General features: G+C 43.5%; 20 protein-coding genes and 1 tRNA gene. 6 read left to right on the plus strand and 15 right to left on the minus strand.

The genetic code is table 11. From position 1 onward, the window contains the following. The first annotated feature begins 15 nt into the window (after window positions 1-15). Window positions 16-1,023: a recombinase RecA gene (gene recA, locus FPZ43_RS15265; RefSeq protein ID WP_146382790.1), complete on the plus strand. Its 1,008-nt coding sequence runs from the start codon at window positions 16-18 to the stop codon at window positions 1,021-1,023. A 213-nt stretch (window positions 1,024-1,236) separates the two neighbouring features. On the opposite strand, the gene FPZ43_RS19340 is transcribed toward recA, so the two are convergent. Both FPZ43_RS19340 and tsaD read right to left on the minus strand, forming a co-directional pair. Beyond that, on the minus strand, window positions 1,237-1,407 hold the full coding sequence (locus FPZ43_RS19340) for a hypothetical protein (protein ID WP_186461859.1): 171 nt from the start codon (window positions 1,405-1,407) through the stop codon (window positions 1,237-1,239). Between the two features lie 47 nt (window positions 1,408-1,454). Next, complete coding sequence (gene tsaD / locus FPZ43_RS15270; protein WP_146382791.1) at window positions 1,455-2,456, minus strand: tRNA (adenosine(37)-N6)-threonylcarbamoyltransferase complex transferase subunit TsaD; 1,002 nt, start codon at window positions 2,454-2,456, stop codon at window positions 1,455-1,457. A gap of 206 nt (window positions 2,457-2,662) precedes the next feature. Here tsaD and FPZ43_RS15275 point away from each other — a divergent pair, with 206 nt between their 5' ends. Next, complete coding sequence (locus tag FPZ43_RS15275) at window positions 2,663-7,105, plus strand: translocation/assembly module TamB domain-containing protein (RefSeq protein WP_146382792.1); 4,443 nt, start codon at window positions 2,663-2,665, stop codon at window positions 7,103-7,105. A 97-nt stretch (window positions 7,106-7,202) separates the two neighbouring features. On the opposite strand, the gene FPZ43_RS15280 is transcribed toward FPZ43_RS15275, so the two are convergent. Together FPZ43_RS15280 and FPZ43_RS15285 are read right to left on the minus strand one after the other, a co-directional pair. Then, entirely contained in the window at window positions 7,203-8,408 is a 1,206-nt protein-coding gene (locus FPZ43_RS15280; RefSeq protein WP_146382793.1) for a bifunctional 3,4-dihydroxy-2-butanone-4-phosphate synthase/GTP cyclohydrolase II, read from the minus strand. 101 nt (window positions 8,409-8,509) lie between these two features. Continuing rightward, window positions 8,510-9,931 carry an LptF/LptG family permease gene (locus tag FPZ43_RS15285; protein ID WP_146382794.1) on the minus strand — a complete coding sequence of 474 codons (1,422 nt, stop codon included), beginning with the start codon at window positions 9,929-9,931 and terminating at the stop codon, window positions 8,510-8,512. Between the two features lie 199 nt (window positions 9,932-10,130). On the opposite strand from FPZ43_RS15285, the gene FPZ43_RS15290 reads away from it, so the two are divergent. Then, the gene (locus tag FPZ43_RS15290; protein WP_186461860.1) at window positions 10,131-10,838 is read left to right on the plus strand and encodes a 3-keto-disaccharide hydrolase; all 708 of its coding nucleotides are present in this window, start codon (window positions 10,131-10,133) and stop codon (window positions 10,836-10,838) included. Between the two features lie 34 nt (window positions 10,839-10,872). On the opposite strand, the gene FPZ43_RS15295 is transcribed toward FPZ43_RS15290, so the two are convergent. From FPZ43_RS15295 to yiaA, 7 genes are all read right to left on the minus strand, one after another. Then, on the minus strand, window positions 10,873-11,103 hold the full coding sequence (locus FPZ43_RS15295) for a hypothetical protein (protein WP_146382796.1): 231 nt from the start codon (window positions 11,101-11,103) through the stop codon (window positions 10,873-10,875). A 31-nt stretch (window positions 11,104-11,134) separates the two neighbouring features. Next, window positions 11,135-11,812, minus strand: coding sequence for a hypothetical protein (locus FPZ43_RS15300; RefSeq protein WP_146382797.1), 678 nt, complete (start codon window positions 11,810-11,812; stop codon window positions 11,135-11,137). Window positions 11,813-11,909: 97 nt separating this feature from the next. Then, the gene (locus tag FPZ43_RS15305) at window positions 11,910-12,389 is read right to left on the minus strand and encodes a DUF4625 domain-containing protein (protein ID WP_146382798.1); all 480 of its coding nucleotides are present in this window, start codon (window positions 12,387-12,389) and stop codon (window positions 11,910-11,912) included. A 65-nt stretch (window positions 12,390-12,454) separates the two neighbouring features. After that, window positions 12,455-13,171: a DUF4625 domain-containing protein gene (locus tag FPZ43_RS15310; protein ID WP_146382799.1), complete on the minus strand. Its 717-nt coding sequence runs from the start codon at window positions 13,169-13,171 to the stop codon at window positions 12,455-12,457. Window positions 13,172-13,209: 38 nt separating this feature from the next. Continuing rightward, window positions 13,210-15,648 carry a TonB-dependent receptor gene (locus FPZ43_RS15315; protein ID WP_261381097.1) on the minus strand — a complete coding sequence of 813 codons (2,439 nt, stop codon included), beginning with the start codon at window positions 15,646-15,648 and terminating at the stop codon, window positions 13,210-13,212. Between the two features lie 168 nt (window positions 15,649-15,816). Beyond that, window positions 15,817-16,167, minus strand: a complete 351-nt coding sequence (locus tag FPZ43_RS15320) for a hypothetical protein (protein ID WP_146382800.1) — start codon at window positions 16,165-16,167, stop codon at window positions 15,817-15,819. A gap of 152 nt (window positions 16,168-16,319) precedes the next feature. Next, window positions 16,320-16,778, minus strand: a complete 459-nt coding sequence (yiaA, locus tag FPZ43_RS15325; protein WP_146382801.1) for an inner membrane protein YiaA — start codon at window positions 16,776-16,778, stop codon at window positions 16,320-16,322. 128 nt (window positions 16,779-16,906) lie between these two features. Between yiaA and FPZ43_RS15330 the strand changes: the two genes are divergently transcribed. Next, entirely contained in the window at window positions 16,907-18,424 is a 1,518-nt protein-coding gene (locus FPZ43_RS15330; RefSeq protein WP_146382802.1) for a hypothetical protein, read from the plus strand. Window positions 18,425-18,589: 165 nt separating this feature from the next. Here FPZ43_RS15330 and FPZ43_RS15335 read toward each other — a convergent pair whose 3' ends face one another. Further along, window positions 18,590-19,216, minus strand: coding sequence for a carbonic anhydrase (locus FPZ43_RS15335; protein WP_146382803.1), 627 nt, complete (start codon window positions 19,214-19,216; stop codon window positions 18,590-18,592). Between the two features lie 303 nt (window positions 19,217-19,519). Next, window positions 19,520-19,593: transfer RNA gene (locus FPZ43_RS15340), tRNA-Met, on the minus strand. A gap of 115 nt (window positions 19,594-19,708) precedes the next feature. On the opposite strand from FPZ43_RS15340, the gene FPZ43_RS15345 reads away from it, so the two are divergent. Both FPZ43_RS15345 and FPZ43_RS15350 read left to right on the plus strand, forming a co-directional pair. Continuing rightward, window positions 19,709-20,086 carry an START-like domain-containing protein gene (locus FPZ43_RS15345; RefSeq protein WP_146382804.1) on the plus strand — a complete coding sequence of 126 codons (378 nt, stop codon included), beginning with the start codon at window positions 19,709-19,711 and terminating at the stop codon, window positions 20,084-20,086. Between the two features lie 169 nt (window positions 20,087-20,255). Beyond that, the gene (locus tag FPZ43_RS15350) at window positions 20,256-21,620 is read left to right on the plus strand and encodes an APC family permease (protein ID WP_146382805.1); all 1,365 of its coding nucleotides are present in this window, start codon (window positions 20,256-20,258) and stop codon (window positions 21,618-21,620) included. Here the strand turns inward: FPZ43_RS15350 and FPZ43_RS15355 are convergent. Together FPZ43_RS15355 and FPZ43_RS15360 are read right to left on the minus strand one after the other, a co-directional pair. Beyond that, window positions 21,598-22,428, minus strand: a complete 831-nt coding sequence (locus FPZ43_RS15355; protein WP_146382806.1) for an amidohydrolase family protein — start codon at window positions 22,426-22,428, stop codon at window positions 21,598-21,600. The two genes, FPZ43_RS15350 and FPZ43_RS15355, sit on opposite strands and share 23 nt — an antisense overlap. Beyond that, window positions 22,415-23,272, minus strand: coding sequence for a fumarylacetoacetate hydrolase family protein (locus FPZ43_RS15360; RefSeq protein WP_146382807.1), 858 nt, complete (start codon window positions 23,270-23,272; stop codon window positions 22,415-22,417). The genes FPZ43_RS15355 and FPZ43_RS15360 overlap by 14 nt, the downstream gene beginning before the upstream one ends.

A 23,272-nucleotide genomic window follows, 5' to 3' on the forward strand; every position in this document is an offset into this window, starting at 1 on the left:
ACATTATAATAAGCGATGAGCAATACAGAAAAACTAAAAGCACTGCAGCTTACTCTTGATAAGCTGGAAAAATCATACGGAAAAGGCACCATCATGAAAATGGGCGAAACTGCGGTTGAGGCGGTCGAATCGATCTCTACCGGGTCGTTAGGATTGGATATTGCATTAGGTATTGGCGGTTTGCCAAAGGGCCGCGTTGTTGAAATATACGGCCCCGAGTCTTCTGGTAAAACAACCTTGGCTATTCATGCAATTGCCGAAGCACAACGCAAGGGCGGCATTGCAGCTTTTATTGATGCTGAGCATGCTTTTGACAGGTTTTACGCTAAAAAATTAGGTGTTGATGTGGAGAACTTATTGATCTCTCAGCCGGATAACGGTGAACAGGCCTTAGAGATTGCCGACAACCTGATCCGCTCGGGCGCAATTGACATTCTTGTTATTGACTCGGTTGCAGCATTGGTGCCAAAAGCGGAGATAGAGGGTGAAATGGGCGATTCAAAAATGGGTTTACAGGCACGTTTAATGTCGCAGGCATTGCGTAAGCTTACCGGCACCATCAGCAAAACCGGATGCTGCTGTATTTTCATTAACCAGTTGCGCGATAAAATTGGTGTGATGTTCGGTAACCCCGAAACTACCACAGGTGGTAACGCATTGAAATTTTATGCATCGGTACGTTTGGATGTACGCCGTATATCACAAATCAAAGATACGGATGAGGTATCTGGTAACCGCGTTAAAGTGAAGATCGTTAAAAACAAGGTAGCTCCGCCGTTCCGTATTGCCGAGTTCGACATTATGTTTGGCGAAGGTATATCAAAAGCAGGCGAGATCATTGACCTGGGTGTTGAATACAACATCATTAAAAAAGCAGGTTCGTGGTTCAGCTATGGCGAAACCCGTTTGGGCCAGGGTCGTGATGCAGTTAAGCAACTCATACTGGATAACCCGGAACTTTCTGAAGAATTGGAGAACAAGATTAAAGAGACCGTTACCGGCGAGCATTTAGCCGAAGCATAATCAACAAGCTCAATATTCGGCTTAATAGCCCATTAATAAAATGAAACGAAAACGCCTCCTTATCAGAGGCGTTTTTTTGTTTATCCTGTTTAATATATCTTTTATCCGTTTCAGTCGTGCCGAATTTACCCGTCATCTCATGAGGTTAATGTAAACGCTGTGATACTTAGATATCACATAGGCATAGTAACAAATAGTCAGATGGACAAGCGTCTATTTGCCACCTGTTTTTAAGTACATATAGGTTATCCCTACAATAAGCACTATAGCAAGCACAATAAGGCCGGTTACACCCTTGCGCTTATCCTGGCGTAATATCCAAACCATAAAACCAATAAGCGGAATGGCAAATACTGCCCAGAAAATCAGTGAAGGAAAACTCATTATTTATAACTAATTTGATTGTTATGTTGACTGCCCGGCAATGCCTACTACATTGGCATCCTCGCCAATGGGGCTACAGATTGGTCAACAAAATCATTTTTTAAAAATTTATGGTAACCGGCAATGGCAATCATTGCAGCATTATCGGTACAGTACTCAAATTTGGGGATAAAAACGTTCCAACCCTGCTGCTTACCCAATGCCGTTAAGCCCTCGCGCAGCCCGGTATTTGCAGATACCCCACCTGCAAGAGCAATATCTTTAATGCCATACTGCGTAGCGGCAGCTTTCAGTTTATTCAGTAAGATAGTAGCAATCCGTTTTTCGACAGAAGCGCAGATGTCTGCCATGTTCTGTTCAATAAATTCAGGGTTTTTGGCAACATTATCACGGATGAAATATAGTATGGAGGTTTTTAAGCCGCTAAAGCTAAAATCAAACCCCGGGATCTGCGGCTCCGGAAACTTATACGCATCCGGGTTACCATTGCGGGCGTTCTTGTCAATTAATGGACCACCCGGATAAGGCAGGCCAAGTATCTTGCTGGTTTTATCCATCGCCTCGCCGGCTGCGTCATCAAGTGTTTGCCCTATTACCTCCATATCAAAATAGTCTTTCACCAAAACTATTTGCGTGTGCCCGCCCGATACCGTAAGGCACAGAAACGGAAACTGTGGCTTTACATCGGCAATAAAGTGAGCCAGAATATGGGCTTGCATGTGGTTAACTTCTATCAATGGCAGCTTACGGGCAAGGGCAAAAGCCTTTGCAAATGATACGCCTACCAATAATGACCCTAAAAGGCCCGGGCCGCGGGTAAAAGCAACCGCATCGATATCATTTTTGCTTACTTTTGCGTTCAATAGTGCTTGCTGTACAGCCGGGACAATATTTTGCTGATGCACCCTCGAAGCCAGTTCGGGCACAACGCCGCCATAAGCTTCGTGAATGGTTTGGTTAGCAATAACATTGCTCAATATCGCACCATCGGCACAAACCGATGCCGAGGTTTCATCACATGAAGATTCGATAGCTAATATTATAGGCACTGTTTTAAATCAAAAGCCCAAAGTATAAGGCGTAACGCCAAAGCCTTGGATAAATAATTGATAAATAAATTCAAAAAGTAAAACACTTAATGCTGTTTTGAATTTTTACTTTTGAATTTTTAATTAATCGCAAAGTTATTAAAAAACTACTCAAAATAGCGTTAAGCGTTGTACTGATAATTTTGATACTGATAAGCATCATATTAATGCTTTTTCAATACAAACCGGTACAAACCTGGGCAGCTAAAAAAGCAACCGCATATCTGTCAAAAGAGCTTAACACTACCGTTGGTGTTAACAGCTTGTATGTGCGGCCTTTTTCTGAGGTGGTGCTGGAGGGCTTTTACATTCTCGACAAGCAGCAGGACACTTTATTGAGCACCCCAAAGCTGGGCGTTTCGCTGAGTCAGTTCTCTATATTCAATAGTCTTAAGCAACGCAAAATTAATTTCGAGTCGATACAACTGGACAACGGATCAGTTTATCTTAAAAAGCTTAAAGACAGCACCACCAACCTGCAGTTTGTGATCGACTACTTTAACGGGAAAGATACTGCATCGACCAAATCGAAACCATGGACACTCAATTTCGATAAGATAACGATCAACAATTTTCACTTTCGCTATAAAAACAACCTGCGTAACAAGCCGGTTAGCGGTGTTAATTTTGATGATTTGGATGTACGTAATTTTACTACCATAGTTCGCAATATGGATATCCGCAACCATTTGTTTAAGGCGAGGGTATCTGCACTAACGTTAAGAGAAAAAAGCGGTTTTTGGGTAAAAAACTTTAATGCCAATGCCACGATAGATACCAACCTGGTGCTGCTGCAAAACTTGCATATCCTTACCCCAAGCTCAAACCTGCGCAACTTCTTTAAAATGAAGTTTAAATCATTTGATGATTTCAGCGATTTTGAAAACAAGGTTACCATGGATGGCGACTTTAAATCGTCCCATTTATCGTCAAAAGATATTGCATACTTCACACCATCGTTAGGAAAAATTAATTTTGAGTTGGGTGTGGACGGGCGCATACGCGGCCTTGTAAATAACATACGTGCAACCAGGCTGACAGTTACCGCTGCGCAATCAACCTATATAAAAGGCGACTTCCACCTTACCGGCCTCCCCGACTGGGAGAACACCTTTTTGCAGCTGAAAGTTGACCAGATTGCCACCAACAAAAAAGACCTTGATTACCTGTACAGCCACTTTACAGGCGTAAATAACAGGAAGGTGCCTGCCATTGTAGCAAAATTTGGCAATATTGATTTTACCGGCAGGTTTACCGGTGTGCAAAACGATTTTGTTGCCTTCGGTACATTCAAAACCAAACTTGGCCGGTTTGACCCGGACATTAACCTTAAAATAAACAAGGCAGGCGTACCCAGCTATAGCGGCAAAGTAAGTACATCAAACTTTGATTTGGGTGGCTTGCTGGATAACAACTCAATTGGCCGCACTACACTTACGGCAAATGTTACAGGCCGTGGCGATGATTTAAACACACTAAACGCCCGAGGAGACGCACGCATTGCCTACATCACGCTCAAAGGTTATAACTATACTAACCTGGTGACAAGCGGAACTGTTGCCAACAAAAAGATCACCGGCAAATTAAATGTAAATGACAAAAACGTTAAATTAAATTTGGTTGGTAGCGTAAACCTAAACCCAACGCTACCGGTGTATGCCGTGAGCGGTACTGTTAATAACGCCCGCTTAAACAGATTGAAAATCCTGAAGGACACAATCACCTTTAATACTGAATTAAATACAAATTTCTCGGGCAATAGCCTCGAAAACCTGGATGGCACCATACTGCTAACTAAAATTTCACTTACCGACCCTAATAAGCGTTACGTGATAGATTCTGTTGCTGTTACGGCTAAAGGTAAAGGCGAAGGACGTGTCATATCTCTTCAGTCGGATTTTGCAGATGGAAGCATAAAGGGCAGTTATGACCTGGCCACGCTACCCGATTATTATAAAACCATTGCTAAGAAGTATATCCCATCTTTAAAAACAACCATCAGGCCGCATAAGCCGCAAAACTTTGATTTCACGCTAACACTAAAAGACCTTTCGCCGGTCACGGCCATGTTTATGCCCAACCTGCAGATACCCGAGCAGGGTACATTTTTGGGCAAGTTTAACTCCAATAATAAAACGGCAACACTAAATGGTTACATAAAAACCATAAAATTTGGTAAGATAGTTCTGCATGATTTCATTATCGATGAAAGCACTACAGACGATTTCCTGGGCCTCAACGTGTCGTTAAGCAGGGTTGATTTAACCGACAGTCTCTTTATAAAAAACATAAACGTTACCAACTTCCTAAAAAGAGACAGCCTGGACTTTAACATCAAACTATCTGACAAGGATGCAACCAACCAGTTGGATTTGTACGGGCTGGTTAAGTTTGGCAGGGACACTACTGCCAAGCTGATGATTTTACCATCGGACATTATCCTGGAGCGCGAAAACTGGAAAATTGAGGACCAGGTACGCATACGCCTTTTGGACGGTAAAACCCAGGTACAGGATTTTGAAATGTCGCACGGGCAGCAAAAAGTAAGGATAGACGGTTTTATATCTGACAATAACGCCGATAAGCTAACTGTGGACTTTGAGAAGTTTAGCATGGCTACGTTAAACCAGCTTACTAAATCTGCAGGGGTATTTTTACGCGGATCGCTTAACGGCAAGGTGGAGCTTTCGGGCATTATGAAATCGCCGGGGGTTGATGCCAACTTGGGTATTGACTCGCTTACGCTGAATAAGACTTTGGTGGGCGATGTTAAAATAAAATCTAAATTGGATAACGAGCGCCGTCTGGCCGACGTAAATGTTGGCATTACCCATCAAGGTTTAAAAACGCTTGATATCGACGGCATTTACAGCCTTGGCAAAGACACCGAGGACAATCTTGACTTTAACGTTAAGATGGATAAAACCGAAGCCATTATTTTTGAGCCCTTCATCAAAACGTTGGTAAGTAACATCAAAGGTACCGTATCTGCGGATCTTAAACTTACCGGCTCGCCTTCGTCGCCCCAGTTAAACGGCGATATCAGTTTCAACAATACTGGGCTTACTGTAATTTACCTTAAAACCGCCTACACTATTAATGATAAGGTTAGTGTAAAAAATAGTATTATCAGCATTGATAAGATGGTTGTTAAGGACTACCGCAACGGTGCAGGCGAAGTTAACGGCACGGTTGACCTGAACAAAATCTCTAACCCAACGCTCGACCTTACTTTACGAGCCAGAAATTTGCAGGCCTTAAACACTAATTTTAAAGACAATCACCTGTATTACGGGGTTGCCTACGGTACAGGAACTTTTGGATTTAAAGGGCCGATAGATAATATGAAGATAGATATTACGGCCACAACCGAGGCAGGTACCATCTTCAACATTCCACTGAATACCTCCTCTACAGCAACGGATTATGACTTTATCCGCTTTGTCGACCATAATGATACTACCCGAAAAGTGGTGCAAAAGGTAAATGCCTTTAACGGTATCACCCTTAATTTTGACCTTACCATTGGCGAAACCACAACCGTGCGCATAAGTACCGACTATGGTGTGTTAGAAGGAACCGGGCAGGCCCGTAACCTGAAATTAAATATCAACAGCCTTGGTGACTTCGAAATGTTCGGCGACTTCCTAATCACATCCGGTAAGTTTGAATTTACGGCTAAGGACTTCATTAGTAAAAACTTCACGGTAAACCAGGGGGGTACCATCCGATGGACGGGCAATCCATCAAACGCTGAGATTAACCTGAAAGCCATTTATGAGGTGCGTACCAATATTGCGCCGCTGTATGCCGCCGCGGGTTTGCAATCGCCATACGGTAACAAACAGGTGCTGGTACAGGCCGAGTTGTTGATTACCAAATCGCTCATCCAGCCTAATATTGATTTTAACTTCAACTTCCCGGTAGACCCATCTATCGTAGATGACTTGAGCACATACCTTGCCGATAATGCCAACAGAAGCCAACAGGCATTAAGTATTATCGTGCGGCGTAACTTTGCATCCGGGCAGGGCAGTAACTTAACCAACCAGGTTTTGGGCACAGCCGGCGAGGCGGTAAGCGAGTTTGCCTTCAATAAATTGAATAGTGTAATCTCACAGTCGAACATTAAAAACGTCGACGTAAACATTCGCTCATTAAACGATGCCAGTTTAGGGTTCAGGTTTTTCAATGACAGGCTTTCAATAACCGGAAGTTTATACTCTACCAGCGGTACCAGCGACCTTTTCAACAATCGCAGCAACTTGTTTAACTCCAACTTCAACTCGCTAACCAAGGATTTTGAGATGCAGTACCTGATACGTAAAGACGGTAACCTGCGGGCTCGTTACTCCTACAGGGCGCTAAACAGCACCACGCTTAATACCATAAACGATCAGCTGGGTGTACAATATGTAAACGGTGTGGGTTTGGTTTATCAGCGCGATTTTGACACCTTTGGCGAGTTTATACGCAATATATTCAGGCAAAGCAGGCGAACAAGGGCACCGGTAACGCCATCGCCGGTACCATCAACCACCACAATACCGGTATCCCCGGCGCCAACGAAACCATCGCCGGACGAAGACGACAACGATAAGGATGATTAGTAAATTAAAAAGGGGTTGCCAAATATTTGGCAACCCCTTTTTATAATTAAATACTGCCGTCGATACGCCGACGATCTCAAATCTTTAAAACTCTTTATTAATGTTCACGCATAATGGCATGATCCATTTTATCGCGTTTGGTACGAAGGTAAGCTTCGTTATGCGGATTCGATTCAATCTCAATAGGCACATTCTCAACCACCTCCAGGCCATAACCTATTAAGCCTGCGCGCTTTTTAGGGTTGTTGGATAGCAAGCGCATCTTTGATATGCCAAGGCTGCGTAATATCTGCGCACCAATACCATAATCACGCTGGTCCATTTTAAAACCGAGGGCAAGGTTTGCATCTACAGTGTCCATACCGTTTTCTTGCAAGTGGTATGCCTTAAGCTTATTAACAAGCCCAATACCACGGCCTTCCTGGTTCATGTAAACAATAACGCCTTTGCCTTCATTGCTGATTATCTCCATTGCCTTGTGCAACTGCGGACCGCAATCGCAACGGCATGAGCCAAATATATCGCCGGTAACGCATGAGCTATGCACGCGCACCAACACAGGTTCGCCGGGCTCCCATTCGCCTTTTATTAAAGCAAGGTGGTTTTCGCCGGTATCGAGCTGCGTGTAGGCAACCATATCAAAATCGCCCCATTGGGTAGGCATCTTTACCGATACCTCTTTTTTGACTAATGATTCGGCACCCAGGCGATAAGCGATCAGATCTTTGATTGATACGATAGGCATATCAAAGTGCCTGGCCATCTCCAGCAACTCGGGCAAGCGCGCCATCTCGCCGTCTTCGCGCATAATTTCACAAATCACACCAGCAGGCTCAAACCCTGCCAAAACAGACAGGTCGACAGCTGCCTCGGTATGCCCGGTGCGCCTAAGCACGCCGCCATCTTTAGCAATAAGCGGGAATATGTGGCCAGGCCTGCCCAAATCTTCGGGCCTTGTTAATGGGTTGATAAGTGCCAGGGTAGTTTTTGACCTGTCGGACGCCGAGATACCGGTGGTGCAACCGCTACCAAGCAAATCTATAGATACAGTAAAATTGGTTTCGTGCGATGTGGTATTACGGCTTACCATCGGCCCAAGCTCCAGCTGTTTTGCACGCTCCAGCGTTATAGGAGCACATACCAACCCACGGCCGTATTTTACCATGAAGTTTATTGTTTCGGGTGTAGCATTACGGGCGGCGGTTAAAAAGTCGCCTTCGTTTTCACGATCCTCGTCATCAACTACTATAATTGTTTTACCTGCTTTAATGGCCTCAATGGCCTCGGGTATAGTATTTAACATGATGTATCTTTTAAAGCCGGCAAAAGGTTTAAGCGTCCCGGCATACTAACAAAGTTAAGGGTTAATAAGATGATTAGCGTAAACCATTTGTAAAACTGTGCTTACGCCTTGGCCCCTTTGTGCGGGAAGATCTTGCGGAAGAAACGCTTATACATGTCCATATCAAACAAAGCCGAATCCGTTGCGGCTTTGTAGGTTAAAAACACCCCTACCGGGAACAGTGCAATGATAGCTATCCAGGCACCGATAAACGGAGACAGGTCTCCCTCCTTGGCCGATTTTTCGCCTATCGTGCCCACAATGTGGTAAACCAGGAAAAACGCTACCGAGAAAACTACCGGCAAGCCCAGCCCCCCTTTACGAATAATGGCACCAAGAGGCGCCCCTATCAGGAACAAAACAATGCATGCTGCGCCAAGTGTAAACTTTCGCTGAAACTCCAGCGTGTAACGGCGGATACTTTTTGAGGTATCCTGGTAATTGTTTACCCTGAAACGCAAAAAATCCTGCACCTGGCGTATCTCACTGCTGGCATTACTTAGCGCGCTAAGCTGTTCACTTTTGTTTTTAATCTTATACAGGCTGTCTACAGGCAGCGCCTTAGCTGTTTTTGAAGATTTTGGAATGGTGAAGTATTTAATGTTAGGCGTAAGTAATTGGTAATTTACGCTCAGGTTGCTATCAACCTGTTTCCCTGCCGAATCGATATAGCGTCTTAACTGTTTCAGGTTCATCATTGCCGATGCACTCCTGAACTCGTTCTGGTCGGTACGGGTCATTTTAAAGTCGCTTAAATCCAATCGCTGCTCGGTTTCACCAAAGCGATAACGTATCAGTCGTTCCCGTTCGTTAAAATTATTTTCGCCTTTTTGTTCAACGTAGGTAACGCCATCTTTTAGTTTAAGTATCAAGAAGAGATCGTCTTTTGAGCGGTACATCAAGCCCGATTTTGCAAACGTTACCGACTGGTTCGCTTCTCTCGGCTCCTTCTTATAAATCATGATGCCGTAAAGGGTTTGCCCGTCCGGGTCTTTCCGCTGCACTTTTATGGTGTACCCCGGAAAGCGGTTTGTAAAAACATTCTCGGGCAGTAAATCGGCCGACTTCTGCTTACGGGCATCATACAGTAAAGAGTAATATTTAAGGTTTGCCACCGGCAACATATAATCAGAAAACAGGAAAGCAGCAAAACTCAGTATCACCACCACCACCATCATAGGGTACATGGCCCTGCGCAGGGATATGCCTGCAGATTTAATGGCAACCAGCTCGTAGTTTTCGCCAAGGCTGCCGTAAGTCATGATAGATGACAAGAGTACCGATAAAGGCAACGCCATTGCCAGGTTAGTAGCCGAGTTGTACATCATCAGCTCCAGTATAATGTACCAAGCAAAGCCCTTGCCTATCAAATCATCAATGTATTTGAACAGGAACAACATCAATAGCACAAACATTACAATAACAAGCGTTACTATAAATGGCCTTATGAAAGATTTGAGCAGTAAAAGATGTATTTTCTTCATCGAAGCAATTGCAACATGTAACGTGCCGGCAGCCAAATAATTGTTAGGATAACCCCACTACAGCTCGCAAAAATACGTTTACTCGGCCACATATTAAATTGGCTATTTTTTGTAATAACCGCTTATTAACTTTAGCTTGGCTACACCAACTACAAAACCCTTTATGCTTCAAAAAAAATTAAAGCCGCTCTTTATAAAAATGGCTGCAGCAAGTATAGTTTTACTTGCTGCCTGTACTAAGCCCGCAGATTTGCCTAACACCTTAACTGATGAAGAAAAAGCCGACGGCTGGCAACTTCTCTTCAATGGCAAAGACATGCAAAACTGGCATATTTTTAACCAGGGAAACCAAAAAACGGCCTGGAGTGTGAAAGACGGCGCATTGTGGGCCGACCCTTTAAAGGTTAACGACAAGCACGGCGACTTGGTTAGCGATAAAATTTATGAAAACTTCGACCTGAAGTTTGAATGGAAGATAGCCAAAGGCGGCAACAGCGGTGTGTTTGTTGATGTACAGGAAGACCCTAAATACGATGCTACATTTGTTACTGCGCCCGAGCTGCAATTATTGGATGATGCCAATGCCGAAGAACGTCACAAAAAAGATTCGACACATTGGGCAGGGGCTATGTATAACGTGATAGCACGCAGCAAAGACGCCAAGCCAAACCCATTTGGCCAATGGAATACATCGCGCATTGTGCAACAGGGTGGTAAAATTACCTACTGGCTCAATGGCGTTGAAAGCGCGAAGGCTGATCTTAAAGATGCCGGCTGGCCAAAACTAATTGCGGGTACGCCCATGAAAGCCTATCGTGATTTTGGGAAGTTTACAAAAGGGCATCTGGCCATACAAGATCATAACAACGAAGTGTTTTTACGCAGTATAAAAATAAAGCAGTTGTAAAGTAAAGGCTCCCGGTATCCGGGAGCCTTTACTTTTATTCGCTATCCTGTTCGTCCTGAACGGGCTTGTCTTTGGTATTTGCCTTCAACATAACCCTGCCTTTTTTTGTAAGCGTACAAACCGGCGACCGCTGATTTTCTTCGCCTTTGGCAATATCTATCAGCGTGTAGGCTTTCAGTTTTTGCAAATCCTCTTTGCTTATATTTATGGCTCTACCCTTTTCGGCAATTACTTTAAGGGCAGCTACTACTTCGTCGTGTTTCATAATTCAAAACACAAAGATAATGCTTTTACGCTTACTCAAATACAGTTACATATATGGCCGTAAGTTTACCTGCGGTGAATTTCATTTGTACCTGTGTGTAACGCTTACCCTCACCCGGCGAAACAAAATACCACTCCGGCGATTGCGCCATTAAATCATCATAAGGTTTCACAATGTCCTTACTAAACATCGACACACGCTCGAATAATGCAGTAAAGCCGGGGTTTTTCCTGATGTTATACAGTTTTGCATATACACCGCTAATAGCTTCGCCCGTTGTGATGGACGCTTCGTTTCCTGTGTTACCAGGCCATCTGTTAAGCTTTGCCCCGTTATTGGTATAAATAGAACTTACTTTATCATTGGTAAAATAAATTTGAATACCTGCGGATGAGCCCACAGCATGATCAAGCAGAATAGATTTGTAGAGCGGCAACCTATTTTCTACACGCTCCAATTGGTCGAAAACGTTGCCTACAATGCCAATTTCGGACATTTTCTTTTCCGGTTGCATGGCTTGCAATGTAGCGTAGATGTTGGTAGCAGTTTGGCCTATTGCCAAGCCCCAAAACGCCCCTGTTGTAATTGTATCTTTCGATATAATTCTAATTACGGGTGGATCAACAATTATTTCATTCCCTGCATTTTCTTTTTTGCAAGCAGATGTAACAGCAACCACCATTAAAATAACTGCGTAAATTTTTCTCATAAGCTGTGATACTATTTGAGATAAATACGGTAGTAACTCTGATTGTGCTACACTAAACAATCAAAAAAGCACCCGTTTAACAGGTGCTCTTGATTACTCATTGAATTTTAATACTGATGCCTTTAACGGTTTGCCACCCTTCCTTATCGGTAAGCCGTATCAGGAAATGATAATCGCCGGGGTCGACATCCGCAGGTACCGTTATTTGTTCAGCAATTTCATATTGCTTAAGCCCGGCCGCTATCGGGAATGTTCTGATAAGCAGAAACGGTTTAACGGCTGTTTTAATAGCCTCCATCTGGCAGGCCGAAACTTCAGTACTATGCGTATGATGATCAAAATTATGATGCACATCTACACTTACCGAGCCCAGTTCAAAATTATCCGAAAGCCTTGCCCTGAACGTAAAACTTTCTCCACGTTTCACTATTCCGCACTGCTGCGGAAAAGCGCTTGCAGCGCTCAAATCAATAACCGGGTATTCGGTATCTACCTGCGCATCGTTGCTTTTGCTGCACCCGCCAGCCAAAATAATAATCAGGAACAGGCTGGTTGTTAAATAAAATAGTTGTTTCATGATTTTTTGCAATTAAGGGCCCGGCTATTACCGGGCCCGTTTAAAATATGATCAGGCGTTGGCTATCACGGCTTGTCGAAATGCTCTTCAAACTCGTTCTGCTTACCGGCCTGGTCAATAACTTTTAGGTGTACATGGTAATGCCCTTTTGGCGCTGCGGTTACATCAACATGTTTGTGCAGGTTGTAGGTGGTTTGTCCAACCATGGCAGCATCAGTGTAAACTACCTCCTTTTCCCAGCCTGCGCCATGTACCTCAATAGTAATGCTGGCAATTTTGTTGGGGGCGGTAATACTTGCCTCGGCGTGTAAATCATTACCTGCAGCGTTAAGGCCAACTTCAAAACCTGTTGCAGATGGTAGTGTAGGATCGGCGGTAACATTCAGGTCAAATTCGGTTTCTGTTTTTTGGCCGTTCTCGTCGGTCACGGTAAGGTGGCCGTGGTACTTGCCCTGTGCCGCATCACCCGGAACATCAATATGCTCATGAAATTCTGCATTTTTTAGACCTGCCAGGTTCTCTGTATAAGTGGTGTTAACCTGCCAGCCACTCCCATTTTCAGGTTGAATGCTCAATACAACATTGCGGATGTTACCCGGTGCAGAAATTTGCGCTTCAACATGCAAATCGTTACCCGGATGTGCGGTTTTGTTGTTACCGGCACCTACCTCCAGGCCAGTTATTGTGGGTGCAGGGGTGGCGGCATCTTTGTCTTTTTTACATGCGCCTAAAAGTGCTGTGCCGATAAGCAGCACGCTAAGTAATTGTTTTGTTGTTTTCATTTAATGTATTAAAAGGTGATTAATGTGTGTTGCTATTGTTAAAGGCGACTGTCGCCAAATGGAACTTTTAGTGATAAAATGATATTCCGCCCGGCCTCGGGTAGTTCAATGAGGCGGTAAAAACTGGTATGGTTAAGGTAGCGGGTGTTAAAAACGTTTTGCACTTGCAGGCTTAGGTTAAGTGGGCGGTTAAACCACTTAAGCTGCGTACCGGCTTGTATATTCCACAGTTGGCTTCCGGGTGTTTTACGCTCGGGCGGAACAATGTTATTTTGTGCAGCGGTGATGCGATAGTCAACCGAAAAGTATGGTTTCGCCGACCTCCCTTCTCCTTGCGTTTGATAGGTGAGGTTGAATAGGACTGACGGCGGCGGCGAAAATGGAAGCGTGTATCCTTCTTTAGCGCCCGATAACTGCCTTGATAAAAGGTACTCGGCCAAAGCCTCGGCGCTGATAGCAGGCGTTAGCTGATAGCGTATTTGTAACTCCCCGCCGTAGCGCATAACGCGGCTTTGCTGGTATTCAAATACCTGATTACCGGCGCCGTAAAAATAGTCGTGTGCCGATGTTGGGTTTAAATAGATGTAATTGGGAAAGTAATTATAAAACGGACTAAGCACCACAAGCCATTTGCCTGCATTTAGGTTCAGGCTTACATCTGCTTGGTAAGATTGCTCGGCATTAAGAGATGGGTTACCGCGTTCGTAACTAAAATAGTGATAGTTTACACCATTGGCAGCCAGCTCTTTGGCGATAGGCACCCGGAAGCTTTTTCCAATATTAGCTTTTATACTCAAGACCCCGCCGGGCGTGTAATTGGCACCTGCCGACCATACCAGGCTATTGAATGTGCGGCTCATACTATTTGCCCGCGACAAACGCGTCCCTTCAGACAGGAACCAATCGGAATAGCCAGAGATATTTATCCGCGAGTAGTCATATCTTATTGCACCATGTAAAAGCCAGGTATCATTCAGCCTGATCTTATCATACAAGTACGCGCCTGCGGCAGCTTGCTTAAATGCCGGTACAAGGAAGCTCCAACCGCTTATGTTGTTGTTTTGATGCTCTGCGCTGACCCCTAAATTCAGTTCGTGGCTGCCCAGCAAGATTTTATCGCGCAGATTTATCGAATAAACATGCTTGTCAAATTGCCGTTCCAACGTTTGGGGTATCCGCATGGTATCGGGGTAGTTGGCCGGCATGTAACCATGGTTAACATACTGGCTATACTCCTGCCTGAAGTTGTGCTGATAACCTAAATCTGCCTGCAAAAGGTGCCGGCCTGCCTGGTACTGGCTCCTGTTGATTAGTTTAAAGTGGTTTACCTGCTGGTAAGGAAACTGGATATCCCTTGACGATCGATCATGTAACAGAGTATCTACGCGCCTTGGCTCCAACCCATGTGCGTTGGCAAAAAAGCCGCTTTTAGAGAACACATTAGATACATAAAATACGGAGCGAAATTTGGAGCCGATAAAGCCAGCATCTAAATGCAACCCTGTTTCATGTCCGGCGGTATTGCGCAGCCTTTTATTGTGCAGCTTTACAGCGTAATCATAAACAAATACGGTATCTGCAGGCACGGCATAGTCGCCGTAATTTTGATAGGAAATACGAGAGTCGAAAAACCAGTTTTTGTTGCGCCCGTACAAATTTACCGAAGTACCGTAAAGGTTATTATTGGTTTTGCCAATCAGGTCTATTGAACCACCAACCGAATTGGCTTTAGGCGGCAGGGTGGGTTTAACGTCAACAACGCCGGCAATAGCATCTGCACCGTACATAAAAGAAGCCGCACCTTTTAAAATCTCCACTTCCTGCGCGGCAAACTGATCCAGTTCCAGGCCATGATCTGCGCCCCACTGCTGCCCCTCGTGTTTTATTCCTTTATCGGCAACTACTACCCGGTTAAACCCGAGCCCACGAATAAGCGGTTTTGACTGGCCCGAACCTATACCAATGGTTTTAATGCCCGGCAAGCGCGAAAGCGTAGCCATCAGGCTGCCACCCAGGTTACGCCTTATAAAGTCCTTATCAACTATCTCAACGTTCATCGATTCGGATGCGCGGCGATCATCTGCATGACTGTCCTTAACCACTACCTCAGCCAGTTGTGTATTCAGCGGCTGCAATTTTATTTCAATGAACCCCGCACCGGCATCTATATGTTTCGAAGCTGTTTTATAACCAACGTGCGAAATTGTTAAGCGATGGTGAATACCCGTTACCTTTAAACTGAAGGATCCGGCCGAGTCGGTTACCCAATGTTGAGTGGCACCTTCAACCTTAATAATGGCACCAAACAGGGGTTGCCCATCTGCATGAATAACCCTGCCCTTTAGGTTAGTTTGCTGACCCAATAATTGCTGCGGAATAAAAAGCCCTATTCCAAAAACGAAGAAAACGCAGGCGGCGGCAGCATTTTTAAATAGCCAAATAATGCCGCCAACCGGTTGAAATACCTTGTTGACCAAAACAAATAATTACCATACCCAAAGCGGGCATATCAAACAAAAAACAAAATTGGAATGGTTTGCCCGGCAAAACAGCGCGGGCCAACAGCGGGAAGGATAAGAAAGCATGCAGCGAAACTGCAACCTAAACATAAGGCTAAAAGCCTTAAAAAACATTATCCCTGTCGCTTATAAAGCGGCAACGGGTGGGCCTTTATTGGTGAAGCCCTGGAGTGTAAATTTATATATGCCGGCGTAACTTCTGCTCAGCAACGTTACTGCCTTTGTAAGGGGCGCATTTATTACAGGCGCATACGCAAGGTTTGCGTAATGGCTTTGCTTATGCAGCACATAATCACATATACTGCACTTCTCTGCCGAATACACATATTCCGTATCGCCAAGATCATCTTTTAAGGATGTATAACTGTGCTTGTGAAAAGCCTGTACAGTAGTGATAAAAACAAAAACCAATGCTAGCAACAGCGCTATAAAAACGCTTGTTGTGCCCACCGGTTTATTTAATGCTGCTTTTTTCACTATGCTGCAAAAATGTATTTTTTTAATTAAAATGCAAAATAAAAAGTAAATCAATTGCAACAGGATTGCAATTGATTTATGTAGTGGCACTTGTCTTAATTAACCCCTGCAGGCTTTGATTAAAAGACGCTGCAGGAGTGGTAACCGCTACGTTACAGTTCTTTGTCCTGAAATAATTTCGAGTCGCGGGTATTTTTTTGTACTGCAATAGCAGAAAACATGCTTAAGCAAAAAGCCATTGTATAAAATCCCTTTTCACTACGGGCAAGGTCTGCATTCCAAAGCCCTATGGTAAGTAAAACCATAGAAGCAATTGTGGCAAACCAGCTTAATCCATAATAAAGATCAGTAACCGCAAGGCCCTCGGCCCTATCCCTAACTGTTTTTTGTACAGAGATAACTGCAAATAGTCCGAATAGCAAAATAGTAAAGTAATACCCTTTTTCGTTGAGTTGCATTTCTGCATTCCACAAGCCAATGCAATAGCCAACCGTTCCGGCCAATAAAGCAAACCAAGAGGCGCTTATAAATGCGCCGGTGGGTTTAAACGGGTTTCTGGCGTTAGTTGCAAATAATGATTTCTCTGTTGTTTTGTTTTGTAGCGATTCCATGTCTGTTTTATTTATTTGTTAATATGGAAGCAAATGTGCCCACAACTCACAGTCAAAAAAATCTAAACTTTCTAAAATACTGACGATATAAAATATGATATTAATCAATTATTTAAAAGACAGATTACATGGACACGCTTACAAAACTTACTAAGCTCCTTACAAATAATGATAAAAAGCAGTTCAAGCAATTTCTGCAACACAAAAACAAGAGGAAAGACGTCAAGAATTTAGAGTTACTTAATTTTATTGAAACTGACGATATAAACGGATTAAATAATACATATAAGACACAAAAAAACAAAGATGCCTATCATGCTCTTCGTAAAAGGCTACAAGAATCTTTGCTACTATTTTTATCTCAAAAAACCTTTGAGCGCAGTTCCGAAACATATGATGCGTTGCGACTATTGGTGGTTGGCCGCTTTTTAATAGAAAATGACGTTATAGCTATCGCCTATAAATGCCTGGAAAAGGCTGAACGGTTAGCCGTGCAGTTAGAACAATTTAATCTTATTAATGAACTTCTGCTCCTAAAACTCCAATATGCACACTTGCCCGGCTCTGAAGATCTGGAAATTTTGACCGATCGCTTCTTGCAAAACCAGGCACTTATGCAACGAGAAGCAAAGCTCAATATGGCCTATGCTTTTTTGAGAAAAGAACTCAATGAAGTGCATCAAAAAGGAAAAGTAATAAACCTGACTGCATTGATGTTAACAACCATACGCAAATACAAAATTGCCGGTAAGGATTTATTGTCATATAAGTCAATCTATCAGATACTGTTCCTTGCTAATGAATACGCTGCGATTCAGCAAAACTATGGGCTAATAGAAAGATATGTGGACAGGACTAAAAAGTTCATGGCCAATCAACCAGGCAATGCTCAGTCTTATCTCTTTTATCATATCTCTATTTTGTACTTCTTAGCAAATTTCCATTTTCGTCAACTTGAGTTTGCAAAAAGCACATCACTATTACAGGAAATGGAAACGCTGATGGAAACTGATACTCGTTATTATAGTTTATTTACTTTACGGTATAAACTACTATCAGCACTTAACTTATTTTACACGGGTTTTGCAGCAGATGCAATCAACCTAATAAAACAAACACTATCAACAACAACACGGTCGGCAAAGCCGGAGGAAATTGAAGACTTGAACATATGCTTGATTATGTTCTTAGCGCTTAAGAATGACCGGTCAAGCCTTAAACAGTTAGCGCAACTTGCAAGAACCGATGCCTGGTATGAGAAGAAATTGGGTATGTTGTGGACGATTAGAAAAGCGTTGATGGAAATTTTAGTTCAGGGGCAATTTTCTAACATTGACACTACCACGTCTAAGATCAATGGTTTTAAAAGACGATACAGAAAGTATTTGCTTAAAATCTCAGAAGAGCGGGTTTCGATTTTCTTAAAGCTGGTTGAAAAATATCTAAAAAAACCAGATATAGCATTTGAAAAAGCGTATCAAAACGATGTTATGAAGTTACTTGACGGAGGTAAGAACAACGACGTTTTTACGTTGAGCTTTATTGCCTGGCTCATTGCCCGTTGGAAGAAAAGCACCGCCTATGAAGTTGTTATAGAGCTTATAAATGACACTTATGCCCCTAACGAAATAGCGCCACTCTTGTAAAATGTCTTCGCGAATTTCGCGTTAAAAAAAACGAAAAAGCCTCAAATCTTTTGATTTGAGGCTTTACATAACATTTAGCGCTGACAGCATAGAACATAAGACCCTAAAGGTCTTGCACCCTAATTATTCAGCTTAAAAACTCTTATACTTAGTAACACTACAAAATTAGTCTAAGTGATAGATCTGCATTATTTTCTCCAGCAATTTTATGAAATCAATTTTCAGATCAATCAATTTGCCTGTGTGGATATCAAAAACCCAACCGTGTATAGTTAGGTTACGTTCGGCACGGGCTTTCTGCACTTCTGCTGTTTTAATCACATTTATACACTGCTCTTCAACGTTAAGCTCCACTAATCTTTTGTAGCGCTGCTCTTCGTCTTCAATTGCATTTAATTCTTCCTGGTGTGTGCGATACACGTCACGGATATTTCTTAACCAAGGATTTAAAATACCCAAGTCGGCCGATTTCATCGCAGCTTGTACACCGCCACAATAGTAATGCCCGCATACTACAATATGGTTTACCTTAAGGTGCATTACAGCATAGTTAATTACCGACATTACGCTTAAATCGGTATTAGGTACCATGTTAGCAATGTTGCGCAACACAAATACGTCGCCCGGGGCAACACCCATTAATTCCTCTGCTGATACACGACTATCAGAACACCCAATATAAAGAATGTCGGGGGCTTGCCCTTTAGCCAGTTCGTTGAAATAACCTGGTTCTACATTCAGTTTTTTTTGAACCCATTCTTCGTTATTCTTGAATATTTTTGAAATGTCCATTTTGTAAGATTATTGGTTAGCTAATTAATAACGGTCGACCTGACATAAACGGCTATTGGCACTTAATTGTTTTGAATAAAGGCCCGCTTATATGGATCGTTAAATTAACTGAACTTTATTTAATTTGGAATGTTGCTGGCTTATTTAGCGAATAAATTATTGCTACTCTTTATACGCTAAGCAATCAGCTGAGTATACACTTAACTGCTGATGCTTGTTGGGTTCATATATTACTACTTGCTATTCAAATTATCGAGTAAAAAAAAGCCTGTCACAATTAAATGTAACAGGCTGATCTTGAAGTAGCGGGGAGCAGGATCGAACTGCCGACCTTAGGGTTATGAATCCTACGCTCTAACCATCTGAGCTACCCCGCCGGGTTATATTTTGATGGTTCCTTAAAAAGGTTTGCAAATATAGTAGAAATTCGTTTTCTTTAGAAAAAATGTTAACATTTATACCCTAATTACTATTGGAGCCCACCTATCCCCTATGTCCGAGAAAAAAAAATTTAACCTTGAATACGAGATAAAATCCTCTCCCAGAATACTTTATACTTTTTTGGTGGAAGCCAATGGCTTATCGCAATGGTTTGCAGATAATGTAAATTATCGTGACCAAATTTATACTTTTGAGTGGGACGGCGAGCTTTTTAAGGCCCGTTTGGTTAATGCCAAAGAGAACAAACTGGTACGTTTTAAATGGATTGACGACGAACCTTACTACTTTGAACTGGAAATTTTGCAGGACGAATTAACAAACGATGTAGCCCTAAGCGTTACAGACTTTGCCACAGAAGACAACATTGACGAGCGCAAGCTAATTTGGGATAACCAGATAGATTACCTCATAAGCACCCTCGGCGCATAATACTTCAAGAGCCACTCCATTACCGGGTGGCTTTTTTGTTGGATTCATTTTTTGCCCGAACAAGTCATTACAAACGGCTGACCGGATAAATTGACGGGCAACAAGCATTAACATTATTTTTGCAAAACACTAACTGGTCGTTTTACCGACGGCGCTTTAACTAACACTAATGGCCGAAAATTCAATGTCGCGGCGCCTTGGCCTGGCTCAGGCCACTGCCATCAACATGACTGATATGGTGGGCATCGGCCCGTTTATAACCTTGCCCATGGTTATCCATATGATGAATGGCCCATGGTTTTTATACGCCTGGCTGGCAGGTGCTTTGCTCTCCTTTATTGATGCCATGATATGGAGTGAGTTAGGAGCTGCGTTCCCCATGGCGGGCGGCTCATACAACTTCCTGAAAGCTACTTACGGTAAAAATGGCTTTGGCCGCCTCATGAGCTTTTTGTTTGTGTGGCAAACCATGATACAGGCTCCGCTGGTAATTGCCTCGGCAGCTATCGGCTTTGCGGCCTACTTCTCTTACCTGTTTCCGCTGTCGGGCATCGAGGCGAAGATTATGAGCGGTGGTGTGGTGATCCTGATTGTGATTATGCTTTACCGCAAAATTGAAGACATAGGCAAAATAAGTGTGGTGCTTTGGGTGGGAGTATTGCTTACCATGATATGGATAATTGGTGGCGGCCTGGCACACGGCCATTTCATGGAGCCTATTAAACACGTAAACGATGGGCTCAAGGTAAACTACGCTTTTGTGGCGGCCATAGGCTTTGCCAGCGTAAAAAGCATTTACAGCTACCTGGGATATTACAACGTTTGCCACCTAGGAGGAGAAATCATCAATCCGTCAAAAAACATCCCGCGCAGTATGTTCCTGTCTATCGCAGGTATTGCTATACTTTATATGCTGATGAATGTGAGCGTTGTAAGCGTGATACCCTGGCAGCAGGCCAAAAACAGCGAGTTTGTAATCAGCGAGTTTATGCAGCAACTGGCCGGGCACACAGCCGCCAAAATTGTAACCTGCCTTATATTGCTTGTAGCATTTTCGTCGGTATTTTCGGCTACGCTGGGCTACAGCCGCATTCCTTACGCTGCGGCGGCGGATGGTGCGTTTTTTAAGATTTTTGCCAAACTGCATCCAACCAAAAACTTCCCTTACGTATCATTATTGATATTGGGAGCGATAGCGTTTGTATTCAGCCTGCTGTTTAAATTAAAGGATGTGATAAGTGCCATATTAGCCATGCGGATCCTGATCCAGTTTATATCACAGGCTTTCGGTTTATACTTGTTAAGAAAGTCGCGAAGTGAAACTGAGTTCCCTTACAAGATGCCGTTGTTCCCGCTACCTATCATTATGGCTATCCTGATGTGGATAGGTGTTTTAATATCAACCGGGTTTAATATGGTTTTAGGGGGATTAAGCGCCATTGCATTGGGCACGGCGGTATACTTCATCAAGGCCAAAATGTATCGGGAGTGGCCATTTGGCTTAATCAAGTCTACAAGCGATAAAAATCGATAGCATTTTGCCCCCAAAAGAGTGCTTGCTCATTATTAGTTAGCTTGTCAACATACCACTTGATAGCACTTACAGCACCATCGTAGCCACCGGCAAGGTTACATACCGGCCAGTCCGACCCATACATTAGCCTGCTTGCACCAAAGGCGTTAAATACTACATCGAGATAAGGCTCAAAATCCGATGGCTTCCAGTCGCCCCAATCAGCTTCAGTAACCATGCCGGATACTTTGCAATGTACATTGGGGAACTGCGCGAGTGCTTCCATATCCTGCCTCCAGCCGTCAATTTGTTTAGCTTTGATGTACGGCTTGGCTAAGTGGTCAACCAAAAAGCGTTGGTTAGGGAAAGCGGCAACAAATTCTGTCACATAAGTCAGATGCTTAGGCGCTACCAATATGTCATACGTAAAGTTGTATAGGCTTAATAGCCGTACTCCCCGCATAAAATCGGGCCGCAGCATAAATTGATCGTCAGCCTCGCCTTGCAAAATATGGCGGAAGCCTTTCACTAACGGATTGATGCTGTATCGGGCTAACTGATCATCAATATTTTCGGCTTTCAAATCTATCCAACCCACAACACCCTTTATAAAATCGTTCTGGCGGGCCAAGTCAAGTAAAAAGTCATTCTCGGCAAGCGATTGATCTGCTTGCACGGCTACACTGCCTGATATGCCATGCCTTTGCATAAGCGGCCAAACGTCGGCAGGTAAAAAATCATCCTGGATAGCCGCCATATCGCCGGTTATCCAGGCATCCTTTACGGGATGATAGCGCCAATAGTGCTGGTGGCTATCAATTTTTAGCATAAGCCACAAGGGTTTGCCTTGATTCGCCCAGTCCATCAATACCCAATTCCACCACGTCGCCCGGCTTTAAGTATACTGGCGGTTTCATGCCCAAGCCTACGCCTGCTGGCGTACCTGTTGAGATTATATCTCCGGGCAATAAGGTCATGAATTGGCTGGTGTATGATATCAGATATGGGATGTTAAAGATCAGGTTGGCGGTGGTACCATCCTGCATAGTTTCGCCATTTACAGTAAGCCATAAACGCAGGTTGTGTACGTCTGCAATTTCATCGGCAGTAGCCAGGAAAGGGCCTACAGGTGCAAATGTGTCGCAGCCTTTACCTTTATCCCAAGTGCCGTTGCGCTCCAGTTGAAATTCACGTTCGGATACATCGTTGTGCAGTGTATAACCAGCAACGTAATCCATCGCTTCGCTTTCTTCAACATATGATGCTTTTTTACCAATTACTATAGCCAACTCTACTTCCCAATCTGTTTTTACAGAATTTTTAGGGATCGTGATATCATCAAACGGGCCAACGAGTGCAGTAGTAGATTTAAAGAATATTACCGGCTCGGATGGCATTGCGGCGCCGGTTTCCTCGGCATGATCTTTATAATTAAGGCCGATACACACTATTTTTGATGGCCGCGCAACCGGGCTGCCGAGGCGCTCATCATCTGCAATTTGAGTTAGGCTTTCTTTATTTTGCTCAACAAATGCACTTAACCTGTTTAAGCCGTCGTTTTCAAAAAATGCTTCATTATAATCTTCGCCAAAGGCAGATGTATCGTACTTAACGCCATCGATAATTACGCCTGTTTTTTCTTTGCCTGCAGCTCCGTATCTTATTAGTTTCAT

It is taken from the genome of Mucilaginibacter pallidiroseus (assembly GCF_007846085.1).
Lineage (GTDB): Bacteria > Bacteroidota > Bacteroidia > Sphingobacteriales > Sphingobacteriaceae > Mucilaginibacter > Mucilaginibacter pallidiroseus.

What these genes read in the sequence shown, in the direction of transcription:
- recA (WP_146382790.1), top strand. Translation starts at nt 16, where the DNA reads ATGAGCAATACAGAAAAACTAAAAGCACTGCAGCTTACTCTTGATAAG.
- FPZ43_RS19340 (WP_186461859.1), bottom strand. Translation starts at nt 1,407, where the DNA reads ATGAGTTTTCCTTCACTGATTTTCTGGGCAGTATTTGCCATTCCGCTT.
- FPZ43_RS15275 (WP_146382792.1), top strand. Translation starts at nt 2,663, where the DNA reads ATGCTTTTTCAATACAAACCGGTACAAACCTGGGCAGCTAAAAAAGCA.
- FPZ43_RS15280 (WP_146382793.1), bottom strand. Translation starts at nt 8,408, where the DNA reads ATGTTAAATACTATACCCGAGGCCATTGAGGCCATTAAAGCAGGTAAA.
- FPZ43_RS15285 (WP_146382794.1), bottom strand. Translation starts at nt 9,931, where the DNA reads ATGAAGAAAATACATCTTTTACTGCTCAAATCTTTCATAAGGCCATTT.
- FPZ43_RS15290 (WP_186461860.1), top strand. Translation starts at nt 10,131, where the DNA reads ATGGCTGCAGCAAGTATAGTTTTACTTGCTGCCTGTACTAAGCCCGCA.
- FPZ43_RS15295 (WP_146382796.1), bottom strand. Translation starts at nt 11,103, where the DNA reads ATGAAACACGACGAAGTAGTAGCTGCCCTTAAAGTAATTGCCGAAAAG.
- FPZ43_RS15300 (WP_146382797.1), bottom strand. Translation starts at nt 11,812, where the DNA reads ATGAGAAAAATTTACGCAGTTATTTTAATGGTGGTTGCTGTTACATCT.
- FPZ43_RS15305 (WP_146382798.1), bottom strand. Translation starts at nt 12,389, where the DNA reads ATGAAACAACTATTTTATTTAACAACCAGCCTGTTCCTGATTATTATT.
- FPZ43_RS15310 (WP_146382799.1), bottom strand. Translation starts at nt 13,171, where the DNA reads ATGAAAACAACAAAACAATTACTTAGCGTGCTGCTTATCGGCACAGCA.
- yiaA (WP_146382801.1), bottom strand. Translation starts at nt 16,778, where the DNA reads ATGGAATCGCTACAAAACAAAACAACAGAGAAATCATTATTTGCAACT.
- FPZ43_RS15330 (WP_146382802.1), top strand. Translation starts at nt 16,907, where the DNA reads ATGGACACGCTTACAAAACTTACTAAGCTCCTTACAAATAATGATAAA.
- FPZ43_RS15335 (WP_146382803.1), bottom strand. Translation starts at nt 19,216, where the DNA reads ATGGACATTTCAAAAATATTCAAGAATAACGAAGAATGGGTTCAAAAA.
- FPZ43_RS15345 (WP_146382804.1), top strand. Translation starts at nt 19,709, where the DNA reads ATGTCCGAGAAAAAAAAATTTAACCTTGAATACGAGATAAAATCCTCT.
- FPZ43_RS15350 (WP_146382805.1), top strand. Translation starts at nt 20,256, where the DNA reads ATGGCCGAAAATTCAATGTCGCGGCGCCTTGGCCTGGCTCAGGCCACT.
- FPZ43_RS15355 (WP_146382806.1), bottom strand. Translation starts at nt 22,428, where the DNA reads ATGCTAAAAATTGATAGCCACCAGCACTATTGGCGCTATCATCCCGTA.
- FPZ43_RS15360 (WP_146382807.1), bottom strand. Translation starts at nt 23,272, where the DNA reads ATGAAACTAATAAGATACGGAGCTGCAGGCAAAGAAAAAACAGGCGTA.